Below are 17,752 nucleotides of genomic sequence, written 5' to 3'. Positions count from 1 at the left end.
CATCTCCCCTTCTGGCACCGCCCCTCGGCGAGCGGGCCGCCGGCCGGTCTCGGTCAGCGGCCCGCTTCGCGCTGTGCCAGGCCGAGGAGCCGGGCCGCGACCTCGTCGAAGCGCTCATGGAGGAAGAAGTGGCCGCCGGCGAAGGCCTCGCCGGCGTGCGTGCGCCGCGTGTAGTGCCGCCAGCCGGCCATCACCTCGGGCGGGGTGTCCGCGTCGTCGCCGCCGTACCAGGCGACGAGGTCGCTCGGGAGGGGCCGCGGCTCGGGGTCGGGGCGGTGGCCGGCGAGCAGCGTGAGGTCGCCGCGGATGACCGGCACGAACCGGTGCCGCATCGGTGACCTGCGCACCTCCCGCGGGATCCGGCCGTTCTCCGCGAGCGCGTCGAGCAGCGCGTCGTCGTCCAGGCTGAGCAGGGGGCCGTACGAGGAGCTGCCGAGGAGGTGCGGCGGCCGGGCCGCGGCGACCACGACGAACTCCGGCGCGGGGCGGCCCAGGGCGTGCAGGGCGAGGGCCGTCTCGTAGGCGAGCAGGCCGCCCATGCTGTGGCCGAGGAGCGCGTACCGGCCGGACGGGTCCAGACGCAGCGCGAGGTCGGCGGCGGCCGCCCGCAGGGTCGCCGCCCGCGGCTCACGGGAGCGCAGACCCTTGCCGGCGATCTCCAGCGGCCGGGCGCTCAGGGCGGCCGGCAGCTCGCGCCGCCAGCGCACGAAGCTGCGCGCGGAGCCGCCGGCATGCGGCACGCAGTACAGGGTGAGCGGTTCCGGGCCCGTCACTTGTGGTGCTCGCCCGCGCGCAGCGGCTGGATCCGGACCGTCAGCGGCAGTTCGTTACGGGTCAGCAGGGACCGCAGATGCCGCCTCATCTCCGCCTCGGAGGGCGGTACGGCGTCGTCGACGAAGACATCCAGTTCGAGGACGGCGGAGTCGTCGTCCACGACGGCGATCCTGGTCGCGGCCCGGACCACACCGGGCAGCGACTCGGCGGCCCGGCGCACCGTGGCCGTCGACACCTTCTCGCCGCGCACCATCGCGAAGTCCGACGAGCGGCCGTGCACGTACACGTACCCGTCGTCGTCGACGTGCCCGATGTCGCCGGTGGCCAGCAGGCCGGGCTCGATCAGATCGCCGCGCTTGGACGGCGCGGGCTCGCCGACCCGCCTGCGGTAGACGGTGTCGGAGCGCACGAGCAGCTCGCGCTCCCCGGTGTCGGTGGGCCGGGTGAGCACCTCGACGCCGTCCAGCGGCACCCCCACCGAGCCGTGCCGGTGCGGGGGCTCGCGGTGGGCGGCGAGGGTGGACACCCGCGGGCCGGCCTCGGTCAGCCCGTAGGTGATGTACAGGCCCAGCTCGGGGTTGAGTTTCAGCAGGCGGGAGACGTACGACGGGTCGAGCGCCTGGCCGCCCACGGTCAGCGTGCGCAGCGGCGCGGGCAGTTCGCCGCCCGCGGTGACGACGGACTTCACCAGACTCGGGGTGAGCGAGGAGAGGGTGACGCCCCGGCCGGCGACCGTGGCCAGATAGTCGGCCACCGAGAACGGCGGGCCGGCCATGACCAGCCGCGAGCCGTGCACGAGACCGCCGAGGACCTGGGCGACCAGCGCGTAGGAGTAGTAGACGGGCAGGCTGACCAGGGCGGTGTCGGCGGCGCGCTGGCCGAGGGAACGGCCGTGGCGGCGGGCGTTGCGCAGCAGGGCGTCGAGGCCGTGCAGACAGCCGGTGGACATGCCGGAGGTGCCGGAGCTCATCAGGATCACATGGCCCGGCCCGTGGTGCAGATACGGCCGGCCGGTGAAGAGGCCGAGGTCGGCGCCGCCGGTGCGGGTGACGTCGGTGACGCCGTACGCGTCGGCCCGGATCGCCGCCCGGACCAGCGCGCAGGCGCCCAGTTCGCGGGCCACCTCGCGGACCCGGGACACCGGGGTGGACGGGGAGAGCAGCACGGGGGTGTGTCCGGCCAGCGCGACGGCGAAGAAGAACCGCAGCGCCCGGATGCCGTTCGGCAGCGCGATGACTACGACGGCGCCGGGCGGGGCGGGCAGCGCCGCGAACCGGTCGACCAGGGCGGGCAGCCCGGCCGGCCCGCCGGGATCCTCGGTGGGTGACAGCTCCTCGACGCGGCCCAGGAAGTCGCCGACGACGCCGGGATCGAGCAGCGGATCGGTCAGATCCGCTGAAGCCGCGCTCGGTGAAGTCGTGCTCGATGAAGTCGTGCTCGGTGAGGTCGTGTTCCTGGGGGTGGTGTTCTGCGAGGTCATGTTCTCCGGGGCCTCCGCGTGGGCGTCGGCCCACTGACGACCAGGCAGTGCGCCCGGTGCTTGCCTTCGTCGTCGACTTCGTGGGTGACGACCAGGACGTGTGCGGCGCTCGGCGGGTCGCCGAGCAGCCAGTCGCCGCACAGGGCTCTGGTGAGCGGAACCGCCGGGGTGAGGGGCATGGGCAGCATCGACACCGGCCCGTGGAAGCCGAACGCCGAGCAGACGACGCCGACGAGCGAGCCCGCTCCGGCGCCCGCGAACCGCATGGGGGAGACCCGGCCGCGGGGGACGGACTCGGCCAGTGCGCGCAGGGTGTGTCGGGTGGCCCGCTCGCTCACCCCGATGACCCCGACCTCCTCGGGACGGCTCGGCGCCGCGTCGCCGCAGTTCTCCAGCGCGTCCGCCACGGTCGCGGCCATCAGCCAGGCCACGGGGTCGGCGTACACACCGGGGACGCGGCGACCGATCGTGCCCGGGTCGTCGGCCTCGACCAGGGCGGAGCCGGTGATGACGGCTCCCGCGGGGCACCACTGGGCCGGGTTCACGCGGCGCCCCCGACCGCGGTCCGCTGCTCGGGAGCCGCCAGCAGCAGGCAGGTGTTGAAGCCGCCGAAGCCTAGGGTGAGGCTGATGCCGAGGGAGCCGGTGAACTCCCGGGGGCCGTCCGCGGCGAGCGGCAGGGTCAGTTCCGGCATCACCGTGCGGGTGTGCGGAAGCGGGGGCACGGTGCCGTGCCGCAGCGCGAGGAGCAGGGCTATCGCCTCCAGGGCGCCGGTGGCGCCGAGGGTGTGGCCCAAGGCCGGCTTGGTGGCGAACACGACCGCCTCCGACTCCGGGCCGAAGACGGTGCCGTAACACGCCGCCTCCGCCGCGTCGTTGGCGCGGGTGCCGGTGCCGTGGGCGTTGATCACCGCGATGTCCCGGGCGTCCGCCCCGGCCCTGGCCAGGGCGCGCCGGACGGCGAGGACCGCGCCGGCCCCGGTCTCGTCGGGGGCGGTCGGGCCGGTGCCGTCGTTGGACGCGCCCCAGCCGCGCAGCTCGCCCAGGATCCGGGCGCCGCGCGCCGTGGCCGCGGCCCGGGTCTCCAGCAGCAGGAAGCCGGCGCCCTCGCCGAAGAGGGTGCCGTCGCGGTCGGTGTCGAAGGGGCGGACGGTGCCGGACGCCGCGAGGGTGCCGAGCGCCCGGTGTCCGAGGAGCTTGCCCTCGGTGAGCAGGTCGATGCCGCCGCACAGACAGCGTTCCGCCTCGCCGCCGGTGAGCAGGGCCGCGCCGGCCAGGACCGCGTCGGCGCCGGAGGAGCAGGCGGTGCTCACCGAGGCGGACCCGGCCACCCCCAGCTGTTCGGCGACGGCGGACGTCAGGGCGTGCGGCGAGATCTCGGCGGCGTCGTCCAGGTGCGGGCCGAGGCTGCTGCCGAGCACCAGCGTGTCGACGTCCCCGGCCGGGCAGCCGGCGTCGCGCAGGGCGGCGGACGCGGTGGTCACGGCGAGCGAGACCTGCCGCTCGGACGGAGGCGCGGCCGGCCCGGCGTCCGTCAGGAGGGCGGCGGGCGGACCTCCGGCGCCCGCCGACTCCCGGATGCCGACGCGGCCGCTCGTCAGCTGGTGCCAGACCTCGTCGAGACCGTCACCCAGCGCTGTGGTCCAGCCCATTCCGGTGATGCACACGGCCCGATCGGGGTCGGCTCTGCGAAAACCCCCCAATTAAATCCCCCCGGTGTTCCGATAAACGCTCTGAGCGAAGCTCGGCGTGACCCGCGCAACCCCGATTTGCCGATCGAAATTCTATTTGCATACAGCAATCGTATTTTAACGAAGGAGTTCTGGGGTGGCAAGGGACGCAGGCCGCGCTCCCACCGACGCCGAGGAAGGCGCGCGGCAGGGGGGGCAGGTCGGTCACGGTGGCCGGTTCCCGGGCTCAGGCGCCCAGCGGGTCCAGGGTCAGCGGCTCGATCTTGCCCTCCAGCATGGCGCCCAGGCCCTGTGCGGCGCAGATGTCGGGCCGTTCCGCGATGTGTACCGGCATACCGGTGGCCTGACGCAGCATCTGGTCGAAGCCCGGCAGCAGGGCGGAACCGCCGACCATCATGATCCCGCGGTCGGCGAGGTCGGCGACCAGGTCGGGCGGGCACTCGCGCAGCACCCTGCCGATGCCGTCGAGCACGGCGGTCAGCGGGGTCTCGATGGCGTCCCGGACGGCCGCGGTGTCGACCTGCACGGAACGGGCGAGGCCGGTGGCGACGTCCCGCCCGTGGATCTCGGTGGACACCGGGCCCTGCGAGGTGAGGCCGTTGCCGGAGAGGGCGACCTGCAAGGGCCGGACGGACTGGCTGGGCAGCATCAACTCGTGCTCGTGGCGCAGGTGCTGGACGATCGCGTGGTCCACGGCCTCACCACCCACGGGGATCCGCTCGGCGGTCACGATCGAGCCGAGGGAGAGGACGGCGACCTGGGTGGCGGCCGCCCCGCACACCATGATCATGGTGGCCTCGGGGCGTTCGACGGGCAGCCCGCACCCGACGGCGGCGGCGATCAGGGTGTCGACGAGTTCCACGCGGCGGGCCCCGAGACCCACCAGGGTCTCGATCGCGGCGCGCTGGGCGAGCGGGTCGGCGTCGTGCGGGGTGCAGGCGGCGGCGCGCAGGAACGGCTTGCGGCGCAGCTGACGGCGGATCTTGTCGCCCAGCAGGTGGCGCAGCATGCGCTGCGCCATCTCGATGTCGACGACCGTGCCGCCGGAGACCGGCCGCACGACGCGGATGTAGTGCGGTGTGCGCCCGGTCATCTTCTCGGCGAACTCGCCGACCGCGATCAGTGCGCCGGTGCGGGTGTTCACGGCGGCGGCGGACGGCTGGTCGACGACGAGCCCGGCCCCCTTCACGTACACCCGCGTCCGCGCCGCTCCCAGGTCGACGGCGAAGTGACAGCGGCGCAACTGCTCCAGACTGGCGGTCATGGCAGGTCCTCCCGAGAGCACAGACCTTGGGGGCTCGCCGGGCCGGCGGGCCTCTCGTGCGTGGGCCGCCGGGCGGTCGGCCTCCTTCGCATGGTGCGGGGGCGGGGAGGAGGCCGCCTTTTCAGGTGGGCCGGGCGGGGTGCGCCCGAACGAGTGGTTTGTGTCACATGACCAGATTAAGTATGAAATACGGTCGGGTCGGGGAGGCGCGCGGCCGGATCAGCCGAAGACCCCCTGCCCCGGGACGAGGATCCCCTGCGGGTCGTACGTCCGTTTCGCCGACTCCAGTCCCGGCCAGGCCGGACCGAAGTGGGCGCGCCAGTCGGCGGGGGTGAAGGGGATGCTGCCGACGGGGTACTGGGTGCCCCCGGCCGCGGCGGTGGCGTCGTAGGCGGCGCGGTTGGCCGCCAGGAGGCGGTCGACGGCGACGGTGTCGTCCGGCGCGGCGGAGCTCAGCACGTCGAAGAGGTACGACACGGCGTCGTCCGAGGTGCGCAGCAGCGGGGTGGTGAGGCGGTCGCCGCGCAGGGGGTAGAAGAGGATGACGGCCCCGGGGCCCACGTCGGCCGGGGTGAGCCCGCCCAGGATCCGCGCGCCGAGGGCCGCGGCGGAGCCGCCGGGCAGCATGAGGTTGAGCCAGGGGTGGGCGTACGTCCAGATGCCGGCGGCTTTCAGGGCGGCGATGACGGGGGCCAGCCGGTCGAGGAAGTCGTAGTAGGGCTGGTCGGTGGACTGGGCGCTCGCCGGGTCGTGGCGCAGCCCGCGCAGCAGCGCCCTGTCGTCCGGTGCGGGGCCCACCGGCGGGCCGTAGGCCACCGCCTCCAGGACGAAGACCCCGAACACTCCGGCGGCGTCCGGGTGGACCTGTCCCTCGACGTAGTCGAAGCGGCCGTCCCGCACCAGGACGCGCTGGTCGTCGAGGAAGACCTCCAGGTCGTCGTAGGTCAACTGGTAGCGCCGTACGGTCCGGGGCGCGGGGACCAGGCGCAGGGTGGCCTCGACGATGACGGCGCACTGGCCGAGGCCGGCCAGGACGGCGTGGAAGAGGTCGGCGCGCCGGGACGGGGAGCAGCGCACCAGCTCGCCCGCCCCGGTGACGACCCGCAGCTCGGTCACGTTGTCGACCTGGGCGCCGTGCCGGTGGGCCTGGCCGCCCAGGCCGCCCACGGACAGGGTGCCGCCGACGGAGAGTTCGAGGTAGTCGGTGAAGACGGGCGGGGTGAGGCCGTGCGCGAGCGTGGCCTGGGCGACCGTGCTCCACCTGGCGCCCGCGCCGACGGTGACGGTGGTGCTGTCGGGCCCCAGCGGTCCGATGTCCGTGAGCGTCGCGGTCTCGATGACCAGACCGCCCTCCACCTGAGCCTGACCGAACGGGGCGTGTCCCTGGCCGCGCGGCGCGACCGGCAGACAGTGGTCGTTGCAGAAGCGGACCATGGCGACGACGTCACGGACCGAGCCCGGGCGCAGGACGGCCGAAGGACGGCGGTGCACGATGTGCCCGTAGTCGTCGGCCGCCGCCGTGAGGGAGAGGTCGTCCGTGACGAGCGTGCCGTCCAGCCGGGGAACCCTGGCCAGTTCCGTGACGGCCTCGGAGTCCGGCTCGGCCGTGGTCGCGGCCCAGCTGCGGGCGCCGGGATCGAAGCCGGTCACCGCGGCTCCGGTGACCGTGAGTCCGCGCAGGACGGTACGTCTTGACGGTGTGCTGAACATGCGTGTTTCCCCCTGGAAATCTCCATGAGATTCTCAAATCCCCGCCACAGTAAGCCAGTTGGCCCCGCAGAGTGCCGGTTTTCGCCGGTACCTTCGCCTGTGACGGTGCATCGCCCGGTTCGGCCGGCGCTACAGGGCGCGGGCCGCTTCCAGTACCGGGGTGAGGGAGGGGACCACCACGTCGCAGCCCGCCCCGAGCAGCGCCTGCTCGACGGTGGGATTGCGCGCGAGGCCGAGGAAGCGCAGACCCGCGGCCCGCGCGGCGGCGAGCTCGGCGAGCGTGGAGCCGATCAGGACGCCGGTGGCGGCGGGCGCGTCGAGCGGCCGCAGGGCGTGCAGCAGACGGTGCGGGTTCGGTGTGAGCCGGCCGAGGTCGTCGTCGCGGCCGTGGACGCCGGCCGGGAGCGGAAGCCGGTAGGACTCCAGATAGCGGTGGACGGCCGCCGCGCAGACGTCCGTGGCCACCCCGACCCGGCGCCCGGTGTCGTTCAGGGTGCGGACGAGGACGACGGAGTGGTGTGTCGTGGGCGCGTCCGGTACGGCGCTCAGCTCCAGCCGGTCGAGACGGTCCCGCAGCAGCGGGCCCAGCCGGTCCTGGGCGAAGGCCCGCAGCACGTCCAGCGGGTGCACGAACAGCTCCCGGGCCGCGGCGCGGTCGCCCGGCGGACGGCCCGCCAGAGCGTCCTCGGGGTCGCGGTGTTCGGCGACGACCCTGAGCAGGTCGAGGGCGGCCGCACGGGCGGTCGTCGCCGTGAAGAGCCGGGTCAGCGGGCCGTCGAAGCCGAACAGCACGGTCTCGGCGTCGGCGAGCAGGTCCTGGAGCGGGCGTGCGGAGCGGCCGGCCGGCCGGCGCACCTCGGGGGGCGGGGCGTAGGCCGGCGCGAGCGTGACCGCGCAGGTCACCGCCAGACCCGGCACCGGCCACCTGCCGAGCTGTGAGTTGACGGCCCGCTGGGCACCGGACGCCCGGCGGACGGAGTGGTGGTGGGTGATGCCCGAGCCCGCCGCCCGCAGGTGTGCCAGCAGCCGCTCGGGCACACCCACGGTCTCCGCCCGCACGAACGCCACCGGGTCGTCGACCCGCCAGGTCAGCTCGACGGCCGCGGTGAAGAGGCCCTTCCCGGAGCTCGGCAGGGAGATCCGGTCGGTGGCGTGCTGCGGCGTGAGGTCGACCTCGTAGTACGTCGCCGGTCGCGGCGGGCGGCCGTCGTAGGGCAGGACGGGGTCCAGGAGGGTGAGGGGGCTGTCGGGACGGGTGTGCACGATCGCGGTGCGGCCGGGCGCGGGGATGCCCAGCCGGCGCAGGTCACGGGTGAGGAAGGGCCCGCGCACCAGGTCCCGGACGTCGCCGGGGTCGCCCGCCGCTCCCGCCGCGCCGCCCTCCGGCGGCAGCGGGCAGTACCAGGCGAGCGGCGGGGCGTCCGGGGCGTCGCCGAACAGGGGCCGGAAGCGGTGCGGTCCGGCGGCGGCGGAGCTGTCGGCGAAGGCCGCGTAGAGGGCCGGGGGGACGGTGAGGAGGACGGGGGCGGCGCCCGGCGGGGGCGTGGGGGACGCGGACCCGTCCTGGAACGTCACCCGCAGACGCGGCCGTTCGGCCAGCTCGGAGAGCGGGCCGGGGAGCCCGCGCAGGGCGGCGGCGAGCACCGGGAGGAGATACGCCTCCGGCTGGATCCGGACGGCATAGCCGTTCCCGCGGACGTGGACCTCGTACTGCTGGGGGGTGAGATCGCCACGGGCGAGGACCTCGTGGACGGCGTACTCGAGGGTGATGCGGGTCTCGGGGCGGGCGGTGAGGTCGGTGGCGGTCTCGAAGAGGAGCGTGGCCGTCCCGGCGGGCTGTCGCGGGGGTTCCCCGACGCCCCCGCCCAGCCTGCGCACCGTCTCCGCGCTCACCGTGGCGAACGCACCGGCGGTGCTGTCGGCCCCGCCGGTGCCGCCCGCCTCCGCGCGGAACTCGCCCGCTGTGAGGCCGGCCCGTTCGTCGATCAACCCGCCGATCCGGTCCAGGAGTTCGCGGGTGCTGCCGCGTGTCGTGCGCGGCAGGGTACGCAGCAGCAGGTCGCGTACGCCGGGACGGAAGTCGTACGAGCCGGGCGGACCCGGGACCGTGGTCAGCATGCCGCTGAGGATCACCTCGGCCAGGTGCTGGGGGCGCGGGTCGCGGTTCACGGCGCGTTGGACGAGGCGCATCACCGGAACCGAGGGGACGGCCATGGCGAGGTGGCCGGCCAGCCGGAAGGCCTCCCGGGAGGCGGTGGCGCGGAAGCGCAGCACCAGGTCCCGGGCGGGCAGGTCGGCCGGGTCGGCGGCCGCCGGCCCGGCGGACCCGGGCGGGACGGGGGCCGGGGGCAGCCAGGCCACCGCGCCCGGGGTGCGCGCACCGCCCGGACTCGCGACCAGCGCCGCCCAGTTGGCCAGCCAGGGCGCGCCCGGCTCCAGGACGGGGAGCGGGAGGGCCGCGCCGGGCCGGGGCGCGGTCTCGGGGTCGTACGGGGTGAAGGTGAGCGCGGAGAGCGGGGCCGCCCGGGTCGCGCAGGAGAGCAGACCCGGCTCGGCCGGGAGGGCCGTCGTGGGCCACAGATGCTCCGGTAGCGGCTGTACGACGGCCAGCGGCATCCGGGTCGCCCAGTGCCGCAGGGTCCGGTACCAGCGCTCGCCCGCCGGTCCTGGGCGCCACTGCGGGCCCATGCAGTCGCTCACGACGAGGGTGACCGTCCGGCCGTCCGCCGGGTCCGGAACGTGCCGGGCCTCGCCGTCGGGCGTGGCCGGGTGCGGGGTGACCGTCCGGAAGACGCCCGACTGGGCGAGGACGGTGTGCAGTTCACGCACGAGGGGCCGCCAGACCGGCATCGTCGGGCCGGTGTCGTGGACGAGGTTGAGGCGCAGCCAGCGGTCGCGCGCGGGACGCAGCACGGGCAGCCAGACGTCCGGGTGGGCGCCCAGCCGGGCGATGCGGTCGGCTGTCGCCCGCTCGTCGAGGAGACGGGCGCGCGCCGAGGGCACCGTGCGCTTCAGCGGACGCAGGGCCCGCTGGAGGGCGAGGGGGTGCGGGAGCATCGGAGGCGCGGGCGCGAGGACGGGACGGTTCCCGGCGCCGCCGCCGGAGTCGGCGGCGGGCGCGGGGAGGTGGAGGGGGACACGGTCGGCGGGGGCGGCGGAGGCGGACTTCGGCGACACACCCCCGGCCGTACGGTCGGCCGAGCTGTCGGGCGCGCCGCCGGCCGCATCGTCAGGCGTACCGTCGGTGTCCCGCTGAGCCTGTGCGGCCGCCGTGTTCGGGGCCGGCGACGCTGCCGGCTCCGACGGCTTCTCCGGGTCGCTCGACAGTCCTGCGAGCCAGAGCAGTTCGGCCAGCTCGCGCGGGGTGGGCGCGGTGTCCGCCGCGGCCGTCAGCAGTGCGGTCAGCCGGTCCAGGGCGGACATGCCACCCCCCGGTGTCTTCTCAGAAGCCATCGCCGTCCGCCGTGGCGCTGAGGTACGGCATCAGTCGCTCCGCCAGCCCGTCGCTGGAGTCGGCGTCCAGTCCGGCGACTCCGGTGAGGTAGAGCGCGTTCAGCAGCTGGTCGGTGGCGAGTTCGCCGTCGGCGGCGCGGGTCAGGAAGCGGTCGATGAGGTGTTCCGCCTCGCCGGGCGGGGTGTCGAGGTGGGCCCGGACGATCTCGGTGAGCTGTTCGCGACCGGGGCGGCGCAGCTTCAGCCGGACACAGCGGCGTAGGAAGGCGGGCGGGAACTCACGCTCGCCGTTGCTGGTCAGGACGACGAACGGGAAGGCGCGGCAGCGCACCCGGCCCCGGGTGACGGCGACCGGGTCGTCCGAGCCGTCGGCCAGGACCCCGGCGGTGACGTCCTCGGCGGAATGCCGGGCCGCGCGCATGAGTTCGGGGATCTCGTACTGGCCCTCCTCCAGGACGTTCAGCAGGTCGTTGGGCAGGTCGAGGTCGCTCTTGTCGATCTCGTCGACGAGCAGCGCGCGGGGGCGTTCGTAGGGCAGCAGAGCCGTACCGAGGGGGCCGAGGCGCAGATGGTCCTCGATCCCGCCCCCGGCGTCCCCGTCCCGTTCGCGCCACGCCGCCTGCCGGGCCGCGTACAGCCGGGACAGCGGGTCGTACTGGTAGAGGCCGTCGGCCAGGGTGGACCGGCTGGTGATGTTCCAGCGCAGCACCGGGCCGAGACCCAGCTCGCGCGCCACCGCGTACGTCAGGGAGGACTTGCCGGTGCCGGGCGGTCCGGTGACCAGCAGCGGGCGGCGCAGCACCAGGGCCGCGTTGACGAGTTCGACGCTCTCCGGGGTGGCGACGTACGAGCGGGCGCGGTGGACGCGGTCGGGGGACACGGCCGCCTCGTCGTCGGCGTCCCGGGGCGGCGGCACGACGGGGTCGCCGTCGAACGCCCGCCAGGGCGGCGGCGCGGGGAGCCGGGCGATGCCGTCGTGCGGCTCGCTGTTCCCGGTGTAGACGGACCAGTGCGGCATGGTTCTCCGAAACTCTGGTGTGACTCGTGGGGCTCGTGTGACTCGTACGGCTCGTGGCTCGGTGGTGGTGGCGGCGGGGGTGGGGGGCGAGGGCGGTGGTGGGCGCGGCTCAGGTCACGGGGGAGTGGGGGTGGCCGGCCGCTTCACCGTGCGGGTCGGCGAAGAGGCGTGGGTCGTCCCACAGCAGCTGGATGTCGTGCGCCCAGTGGCCGTCCTCCGCGTCGGCCTCCTCGCGCAGCGCCAGTACCCGGCGCGGGAGTTCGGCCGGCGACACGCCGGACACGCAGGTGTCGAGCTCGTCCAGGAACGTCTTGCCCGGGCAGCCGTCCCCGCCGGCGCAGGACTCGTCGGGACCGCCGGCGCAGCCCTCACGGGACCAGATGACCATCGGGGCGGGCGCGTTGAGCGAGGTGTCGAAGTGGGGGCGGGTGTGGGAGGCGGCCGGGGCGGTCGCGAAACCCGCCAGACAGGCGTCGTCCTGACGCAGCCGCACCCGGAGCCGGCGGGGCTCCTCGGGGCTGCCGCACTCGACGCGGTGCACCCGGGCGCCGGGCGCCGCGTCGAGCCGGTTCCACACCCGGGTCAGCTGGTGCCGGAGACCCGCCCTGCGGCGCGCCTGGTCGGTGACGACGAGCGGGTACACACAGCCGAGCGGCGTGTCGTCGTCGGGCGTGCTCGCCCAGCGGTCGACCGGCAGGTCGATCCAGTCGCGGGGCAGCGCGAACGCGAGCAACTCGTCGCAGCCGGGCGTCAGATACCGGAAGGCGGCCTCGATCCGGTCCTGCACGAAGGCGCGCAGCCCGGCCTGCGGGACGGTGCCGGAGCCGACCGGGTGCCGACGGCCCCCGCTGTACGCGGACACCTCGACACGGACGTGTCCGTCGCCCGCGCCGCTGTGCTGGAGGTCGACGAGGATGGGCGACCAGTCGGGGGCGGCGGCCGTCTCGGCGGCCCTCTCGACGGGCGCCCGGAAGAGGCTCTCCACATGGGCGGTGAAGCGGGCGACGGTGGCCGCCGCGTCGACGCCGTCGACCTCGCACAGCACGAACAGGGCCGCCGACCACAGCGAGTCGAAACCCTCCTCGGGCCCGTCCGGGTCCAGCGGGCCCCGGGCGGACTCGTAGAGCCGCACGCGCCGCCCCGGATCGCCGTCCAGGCCCGCACGGACGGCACGCTCGACGAGCTCGCGCAGCCGGGCGCGGTCGGCGGAGCGGTGGTCGGAGGTGGGGACCAGGCCCTCCAGATCGGGCCAGTAGCGGGCCATCACCTCCGTGGGCATCATCCGCCCGTTGTGCACACCCCGGTCACCGGCGGCCGCGGTGACCATGCCGACGACCTCACCGGTGTCGACGAGAGTGACCGCGGCGCCGCTGAACCCGGGGGCGAGCGGCTGCCCGCCGGGCTGCCAGGCCTCCAGCTGGATCCACTCGCGGTTGAGCAACTGCGTGGCGGTGATGCGGTACTCGGCGAGGGTGCCCTCGTCGAAACCGACCGGGAAACCGTAGACGACCAGCTTGCGGGGCCGGTCGGGCCGCCGGTCGTGGGCGGCGTCCACGGGGGCCAGCGCGGCCGGGGCGATCGGGACCTCGTGCGCCAGCTCCAGGACGGCCAGGTCGCCGAGGTCGGTGGCGCCGCCGCCCCAGCCGCCGTCGGCGACCACCCGGGCCGGTACGGCGGGGGCGCCGGGGCGTTCGGTGAAGGTCACCGTGAGGGCGTCCGGGTCGGCCTGCCGCACGACATGGGCGCAGGTCAGCACCCGGCACGGGGTGACGAGGAAGCCCGCGCCCGCCACCTGGCCCGCGCTCTCGATCCGGGCGTGCCACTCGGCGCTGTTCATGACGCGGGGGAGGGCGACCAGGTCAGCCGCACGACGAGGTGGCCCTCCGCCGTGCCCTTGGCGATGATCGCGCCGGTCTCCGCCGACAGCTTCACCCCGAACTCGATCTCCACCCCGTCGGGCCGTAGCGTCCCGTCTCGGAACACCCGCAGCGCGGACTCGGCGGCCGCGCGCACACCCTCCAGGGCGCCCTCGAAGGTGCGGGCCGCCTGGACCGTCCCGTCGCGGGCCACCAGCCGGGAACCGGGCCGCCCCTCCGTGACCGCCTCGACCGCGACCACGGCCCCGTCGTCGGTCCTGAACTCCACCAGTGCGTCCACGGTGCCCCCGTAACCCCTTACCCGTTGTGGTCCTGCGGCTCTGCGCGCATCCATTGTCACGGACGGTACTGGAGATTGTCCTGTGTTCAGCGCGCCTCCGTGATCCGGATCAGGCCAAGCTCCACCAAGTCCTGCGGCCGGATACGGAGTTGATCGGCCGTCGCCGCCACCTCCCGCGGGGGCCGCTTGAGGATCGCAGCCGCCGACTCCGGTGCGATGACCGAGAAGTAGCTGTCCGGGGTGGCCCAGGTGCGGCCGGGTGCGGCCAGGGCCAGCGCGCCGCCGGAGCCGCCCTCGCCGATGACCAGCGTGGTGATCGGCGTGCGGGCGGTGGCGACCACGCCGAACAGCTCCGCGATCGCCGCGCCCGCCCCCTGCCGCTCGGCCTCGGCGTCGTTGGCCGCGCCCGGGGTGTCCACCAGGGTCAGCACCGGGATGCCGAGCCGGTCCGCGAGGCGGATCAGCCGGGCGGCCGTGCGGTACCCGGCGGGCCGGGTCGCCGTCCCGGTCTGCGCGGCGTAGGCGACCGTACGGCCCTGGTGGAAACCGAACCCGCACAGCATCCCGTCCGGGTCGACGCCGCCGCACCGATCCCCGGAGATCGCGAGCCGGTCGGTGAAGTAGGCGTCCAGATAGACCCGCGCACGGGGCCGCTCCGGCGCCCTGGCCCGCCGCACCGCGTCCATTCCGCTCCGGGGCAGCTCCGTGACACCGAGAGCGGCGGGGACGGGCGCGCCCTCACGAAGCGACTTCGGGGTTCCGCCGGGTCCGGGTGTTCCGTCGGGTCCGGGTGTTCCGTCGGGTCCGGGTGCTCCGCCGGGTCCGGGTGTTCCGTCGGTCAGCAGCCGCAGCCACCGGCCCAGTACGTCCCGTAGCTCTGCCGGGGGCACCGCCGCGTCCGCCGCTCCCGCCGCGACCTGCGCCCGGGCCGTGTAGGCGGCCGGGTCGGCGTCCGGCGGCCGGACCCGCGAGCCCGCGAAGCCGACCTGGGCGTCCGGCAGTGCGAGCACCACGTCGGCGCCCGCGCCCAGGGTGGCCCAGCCGCCGCCGGTCGTCGGGTCCCGCAGGACCGCGATCTGCGCCAGCCCGGCCTCCCGGGTGAGCGCCGACTGCCGTGCCACCCGCTGGAGTTGGGTGAGGGCGAGCATGCCCTCCTGCATCCGGCTGCCGCCGGTGGCGATCAACGGCACGACCGGCAGCCGGTGTTCACGGGCGTACGTGTACGCCGCCGCCAGCCGGTCACCGGTGCGCTCGCCCAGCGATCCGCCCAGGAAGCCGAACTCGAAGGCGATCAGCACGGCCCGGGTGCCCCCGACGCTTCCCGTGCCGCACACGACGGACTCCGACTCACCGGTGCGCCGGGCGGCGCGCTCGCGCGAGGCGTCGTAGCCGGGCCAGCCGAGGGGCCCGTCGGGAGCGGACGCCCGCTGTCCGCCCGGCGGGTCGGCGAACTCGCTGAAGTCGTCGGTGACGAGGGCGACGGCCTCCCGCGCGCTCGCCCGCCGCGTCGTCATGACGGCAGCGCCCGCTTCATGATCTTCCCCATGTCGTTGCGGGGCAGCGCGTCGAGGTAGCGCACCACGCGGGGCCGCTTGTGCGGGGCCAGGCGACGGGCCACGTGGTCGGCCAACTCGCCCTCGGCCGGCGGCGATCCGGGATCCGCCGGCACGACCCACGCGACGATCCGCTCCCCGAGGTCCGCGTCCGGCTCCCCGGTGACGGCGGCCTCGCGCACCCCCGGATGCTCCAGCAGCGCGTTCTCGATCTCACCGGCCCCGATCTTGTACCCGCCGCTCTTGATGAGGTCGGTCGCCTTGCGCCCGACGATCCGGACATAGCCGTCGGGATCGCGCACGGCCACATCACCCGTCCGGAACCAGCCGTCGGAAGTGAACGCGGCGACTGTCGCGTCCGGCCGGTTGAGGTACTCGGTGAACAGGTTCGGCCCGCGCACCTGGATCTCCCCGACGCTCTCCCCGTCGTACGCCTCGACGGCCGACCCGTCCTCGTCCACGAGCCGCAGCTCCACGCCGGGCAGGGGCACCCCGACGGTCCCCGCCCGCGCCTCCCCGTCCGCCCGGACGCTGGTGTTCATCAGCGTCTCCGTCATCCCGTACCGCTCGATCACCCGCCGCCCGGTCGCGGCCGCGATCCGCTCGTGGTCGTGCACGGGCAGCGCGGCCGAGCCGGACACCAGCAGCCGCGCCCCGGTGAGCGCCTTGGCCAGCCCCGGGTCGTCGGGCAGCGCCTCCGCGATGCGGTGGTACATCGTGGGCACCCCGAAGAGCATGCTCGCGCCGGTGCTCAGCTCCCGCGTCACGCCCTCCGTGCCGAACCGCCCGAGATGCCGAACAGACCCGCCGCGCCGCAGCGGCCCGAGGATCCCCAGCACCAGCCCGTGCACATGGAACAGCGGCAGCCCGTGCACGAGGACGTCGTCCCCGGTCCACTGCCAGGCGTCGGCGAGCGCGTCCAGGGTCGTGGTGATCGCGCGACGGGGGATCACCGCGCCCTTGGGCGGCCCGGTGGTGCCGGAGGTGTAGACGACGAGGGCGGGCTCCTCATCACCCACGGGCGCCCCGGCCGGCGCCCCGACACCGTCCCCGTCGACATCCCCGTCGACCTCGACCTCGACCTTGACGTCGATCCGTTCCAGCTCACGCAGCGCGGCGGGCAGTTCGTCGCCCGGGGCCGCCAGCACCACCCCCGGCGCGCTGTCGCCCAGAATGTGCCCGAGCTCCTTGTCGCCCGACTTCGGGTTCAGCGGCACGGCGGCCACCCCGGCGAGCAGCGCGCCCACCACCGCGACGGCGGTCTCCAACGACGGAGTCGCCCACACGGCGACCCTCTCCTGACCCCGCACCCGTTCACCGACGGCACCGGCCGCCGAGGCGAGCTGCGCGTACGTCAGGGAACGCTCGCCGAACCGCAGGGCGGGTCGCCCGGACGGGGCGTCCGTCAGAGCCGGGAAGAGAGAGGACACGGAACGGACTCCTTGAGTGGCTGCGGGACACAACAAACCCGTTCATACCGTTCCTGCGGACTGAGGGGAAGTGAGTCCTGTTGCCAGGACTGCTGCTCAGCCGTGTGCCCCGAACGGTTCTGCGGGTCCGCGCCCTCGACGATCCGGCGGCGGAGCCGACGCTGGCAGGTGGAGTGGTCGCGGACCTTCACGAGGGTTGTCCCGGTCGTGGGGACGGCCGTTAACCTGCGGAGGTACTACACGGACGTACGAATACAGATGTACGGAGGTACAGACGTACGGATACAGGCGTGCGGAGGTACCGACGTACGAGAACGGAGTCCCGCCGTGCCCCGAGTCGCCCTCGTCACCTACGACCCCCGGCCGGAGCCGGGCAAGGACAGCGATCTTCCCGGGCTGCGGGCGGCCCTGCAGGCGGCCGGGGCCGAGGCGGACGCCGTGTTCTGGGACGACGCCGACGCCGACTGGGCCTCCTACGACCTGGCCGTCATCCGCTCGACCTGGGACTACAGCTGGCGCGCCGCCGAGTTCACGGCCTGGGCGGAGCGGTGCGGCAAGCTGACGCGGCTGGCCAACCCGGCCTCCGTCGTGCGCTGGAACACCGACAAGCGGTACATCGGGGAGCTCGCGGCGGCCGGGGTGCCCACGGTCCCCACCCGCTATCTCACCCCGGGCGACCCGGACGCCCCCGCGGGGCTGCCGGTCGACCACGAGTACGTCGTCAAGCCCACCTCCGGCGCCGGCGCGCGGTACGCCGCCCGCTACACGCCCGACCAGCACGAGGCGGCCGTACGGCACCTCGCGCGGATGCACGCCGAGGGGCTGACGGCGATGGTGCAGCCGTACATGCGGAGCATCGACACCGGCGGTGAGCGGGCCCTTCAGTTCTACGGCGGGCGCCTGCTGCACGCCAGCCGCAAGCGGGCCGTCCTGGCCCCCGGAACCGCGTTCGACGCGGACAAGGTCGCCCATCCCGGTCTGGAGCCGTGGACCCCGACCCCGGCCGAGCTCGCCGTCGCGGAACGCGCCCTGGCCGCCGTACCGGACGCGCCGGAGCTGCTCTACGCCCGTGTCGACCTCGTGGACGGCGACGACGGGGAGCCGCGCGTGATGGAGCTGGAACTGGTCGAGCCGAACCTGTTCCTGTTCCTGCACCCGGAGTCGGTGCCGGCCGTCGTGGCCGCGATCCTGACGGCGGCCGCCACCCCCTGACGACCGCGCCC

General features: G+C 74.9%; 13 protein-coding genes. 1 reads left to right on the top strand and 12 read right to left on the bottom strand.

Annotation, left to right across the window (positions count from 1 at the left end):
• Positions 1 to 53: 53 nt before the first annotated feature.
• From ACFWBD_RS03085 to ACFWBD_RS03030, 12 genes are all read right to left on the bottom strand, one after another.
• Positions 54 to 740 carry a thioesterase II family protein gene (locus tag ACFWBD_RS03085; protein ID WP_385661815.1) on the bottom strand — a complete coding sequence of 229 codons (687 nt, stop codon included), beginning with the start codon at positions 738 to 740 and terminating at the stop codon, positions 54 to 56.
• Between the two features lie 29 nt (positions 741 to 769).
• Positions 770 to 2,254, bottom strand: coding sequence for a class I adenylate-forming enzyme family protein (locus ACFWBD_RS03080; RefSeq protein WP_385661813.1), 1,485 nt, complete (start codon positions 2,252 to 2,254; stop codon positions 770 to 772).
• Positions 2,251 to 2,799 (bottom strand): hypothetical protein, encoded by a 549-nt coding sequence (locus ACFWBD_RS03075; RefSeq protein WP_385661810.1) that lies wholly within the window; start codon positions 2,797 to 2,799, stop codon positions 2,251 to 2,253. Before ACFWBD_RS03075 ends, ACFWBD_RS03080 begins: the two co-directional genes overlap by 4 nt.
• The gene (locus ACFWBD_RS03070; protein ID WP_385661807.1) at positions 2,796 to 3,920 is read right to left on the bottom strand and encodes a beta-ketoacyl synthase N-terminal-like domain-containing protein; all 1,125 of its coding nucleotides are present in this window, start codon (positions 3,918 to 3,920) and stop codon (positions 2,796 to 2,798) included. The genes ACFWBD_RS03075 and ACFWBD_RS03070 overlap by 4 nt, the downstream gene beginning before the upstream one ends.
• A 250-nt stretch (positions 3,921 to 4,170) precedes the next feature.
• A complete protein-coding gene (locus ACFWBD_RS03065) occupies positions 4,171 to 5,208 on the bottom strand; it encodes a rod shape-determining protein (protein ID WP_385661804.1) in 1,038 nt (345 codons plus the stop codon).
• 219 nt (positions 5,209 to 5,427) lie between these two features.
• Positions 5,428 to 6,918 carry an FAD-binding protein gene (locus tag ACFWBD_RS03060; RefSeq protein ID WP_385661802.1) on the bottom strand — a complete coding sequence of 497 codons (1,491 nt, stop codon included), beginning with the start codon at positions 6,916 to 6,918 and terminating at the stop codon, positions 5,428 to 5,430.
• 129 nt (positions 6,919 to 7,047) lie between these two features.
• A complete protein-coding gene (locus ACFWBD_RS03055; RefSeq protein WP_385661799.1) occupies positions 7,048 to 10,341 on the bottom strand; it encodes an SAV_2336 N-terminal domain-related protein in 3,294 nt (1,097 codons plus the stop codon).
• A gap of 19 nt (positions 10,342 to 10,360) precedes the next feature.
• Positions 10,361 to 11,389, bottom strand: coding sequence for an AAA family ATPase (locus tag ACFWBD_RS03050; protein ID WP_385661796.1), 1,029 nt, complete (start codon positions 11,387 to 11,389; stop codon positions 10,361 to 10,363).
• A 109-nt stretch (positions 11,390 to 11,498) separates the two neighbouring features.
• Complete coding sequence (locus ACFWBD_RS03045; RefSeq protein WP_385661793.1) at positions 11,499 to 13,226, bottom strand: trypsin-like peptidase domain-containing protein; 1,728 nt, start codon at positions 13,224 to 13,226, stop codon at positions 11,499 to 11,501.
• Positions 13,223 to 13,546 carry a CU044_2847 family protein gene (locus ACFWBD_RS03040; RefSeq protein WP_385562203.1) on the bottom strand — a complete coding sequence of 108 codons (324 nt, stop codon included), beginning with the start codon at positions 13,544 to 13,546 and terminating at the stop codon, positions 13,223 to 13,225. Before ACFWBD_RS03040 ends, ACFWBD_RS03045 begins: the two co-directional genes overlap by 4 nt.
• A gap of 86 nt (positions 13,547 to 13,632) precedes the next feature.
• Positions 13,633 to 15,060: a carboxyl transferase domain-containing protein gene (locus ACFWBD_RS03035; RefSeq protein WP_385661791.1), complete on the bottom strand. Its 1,428-nt coding sequence runs from the start codon at positions 15,058 to 15,060 to the stop codon at positions 13,633 to 13,635.
• Positions 15,057 to 16,529: an acyl-CoA synthetase gene (locus ACFWBD_RS03030; RefSeq protein WP_385661788.1), complete on the bottom strand. Its 1,473-nt coding sequence runs from the start codon at positions 16,527 to 16,529 to the stop codon at positions 15,057 to 15,059. Before ACFWBD_RS03030 ends, ACFWBD_RS03035 begins: the two co-directional genes overlap by 4 nt.
• 327 nt (positions 16,530 to 16,856) lie before the next feature.
• Between ACFWBD_RS03030 and ACFWBD_RS03025 the strand changes: the two genes are divergently transcribed.
• A complete protein-coding gene (locus tag ACFWBD_RS03025; RefSeq protein ID WP_385661785.1) occupies positions 16,857 to 17,741 on the top strand; it encodes a RimK family alpha-L-glutamate ligase in 885 nt (294 codons plus the stop codon).
• The last annotated feature ends 11 nt before the right edge of the window (positions 17,742 to 17,752 follow it).

The organism is Streptomyces sp. NPDC060002, from assembly GCF_042737245.1.
Classification (GTDB): Bacteria; Actinomycetota; Actinomycetes; order Streptomycetales; family Streptomycetaceae; genus Streptomyces.
Note: the sequence above shows the minus strand (reverse complement) of the source record. Positions and strands in the feature narration are given on the sequence as shown.

Excerpts from the sequence above, each read along its gene's own strand:
- ACFWBD_RS03035 (WP_385661791.1), bottom strand. The coding sequence starts at position 15,060 with ATGACGACGCGGCGGGCGAGCGCGCGGGAGGCCGTCGCCCTCGTCACC.
- ACFWBD_RS03065 (WP_385661804.1), bottom strand. The coding sequence starts at position 5,208 with ATGACCGCCAGTCTGGAGCAGTTGCGCCGCTGTCACTTCGCCGTCGAC.
- ACFWBD_RS03055 (WP_385661799.1), bottom strand. The coding sequence starts at position 10,341 with ATGTCCGCCCTGGACCGGCTGACCGCACTGCTGACGGCCGCGGCGGAC.
- ACFWBD_RS03060 (WP_385661802.1), bottom strand. The coding sequence starts at position 6,918 with ATGTTCAGCACACCGTCAAGACGTACCGTCCTGCGCGGACTCACGGTC.
- ACFWBD_RS03050 (WP_385661796.1), bottom strand. The coding sequence starts at position 11,389 with ATGCCGCACTGGTCCGTCTACACCGGGAACAGCGAGCCGCACGACGGC.
- ACFWBD_RS03080 (WP_385661813.1), bottom strand. The coding sequence starts at position 2,254 with ATGACCTCGCAGAACACCACCCCCAGGAACACGACCTCACCGAGCACG.
- ACFWBD_RS03045 (WP_385661793.1), bottom strand. The coding sequence starts at position 13,226 with ATGAACAGCGCCGAGTGGCACGCCCGGATCGAGAGCGCGGGCCAGGTG.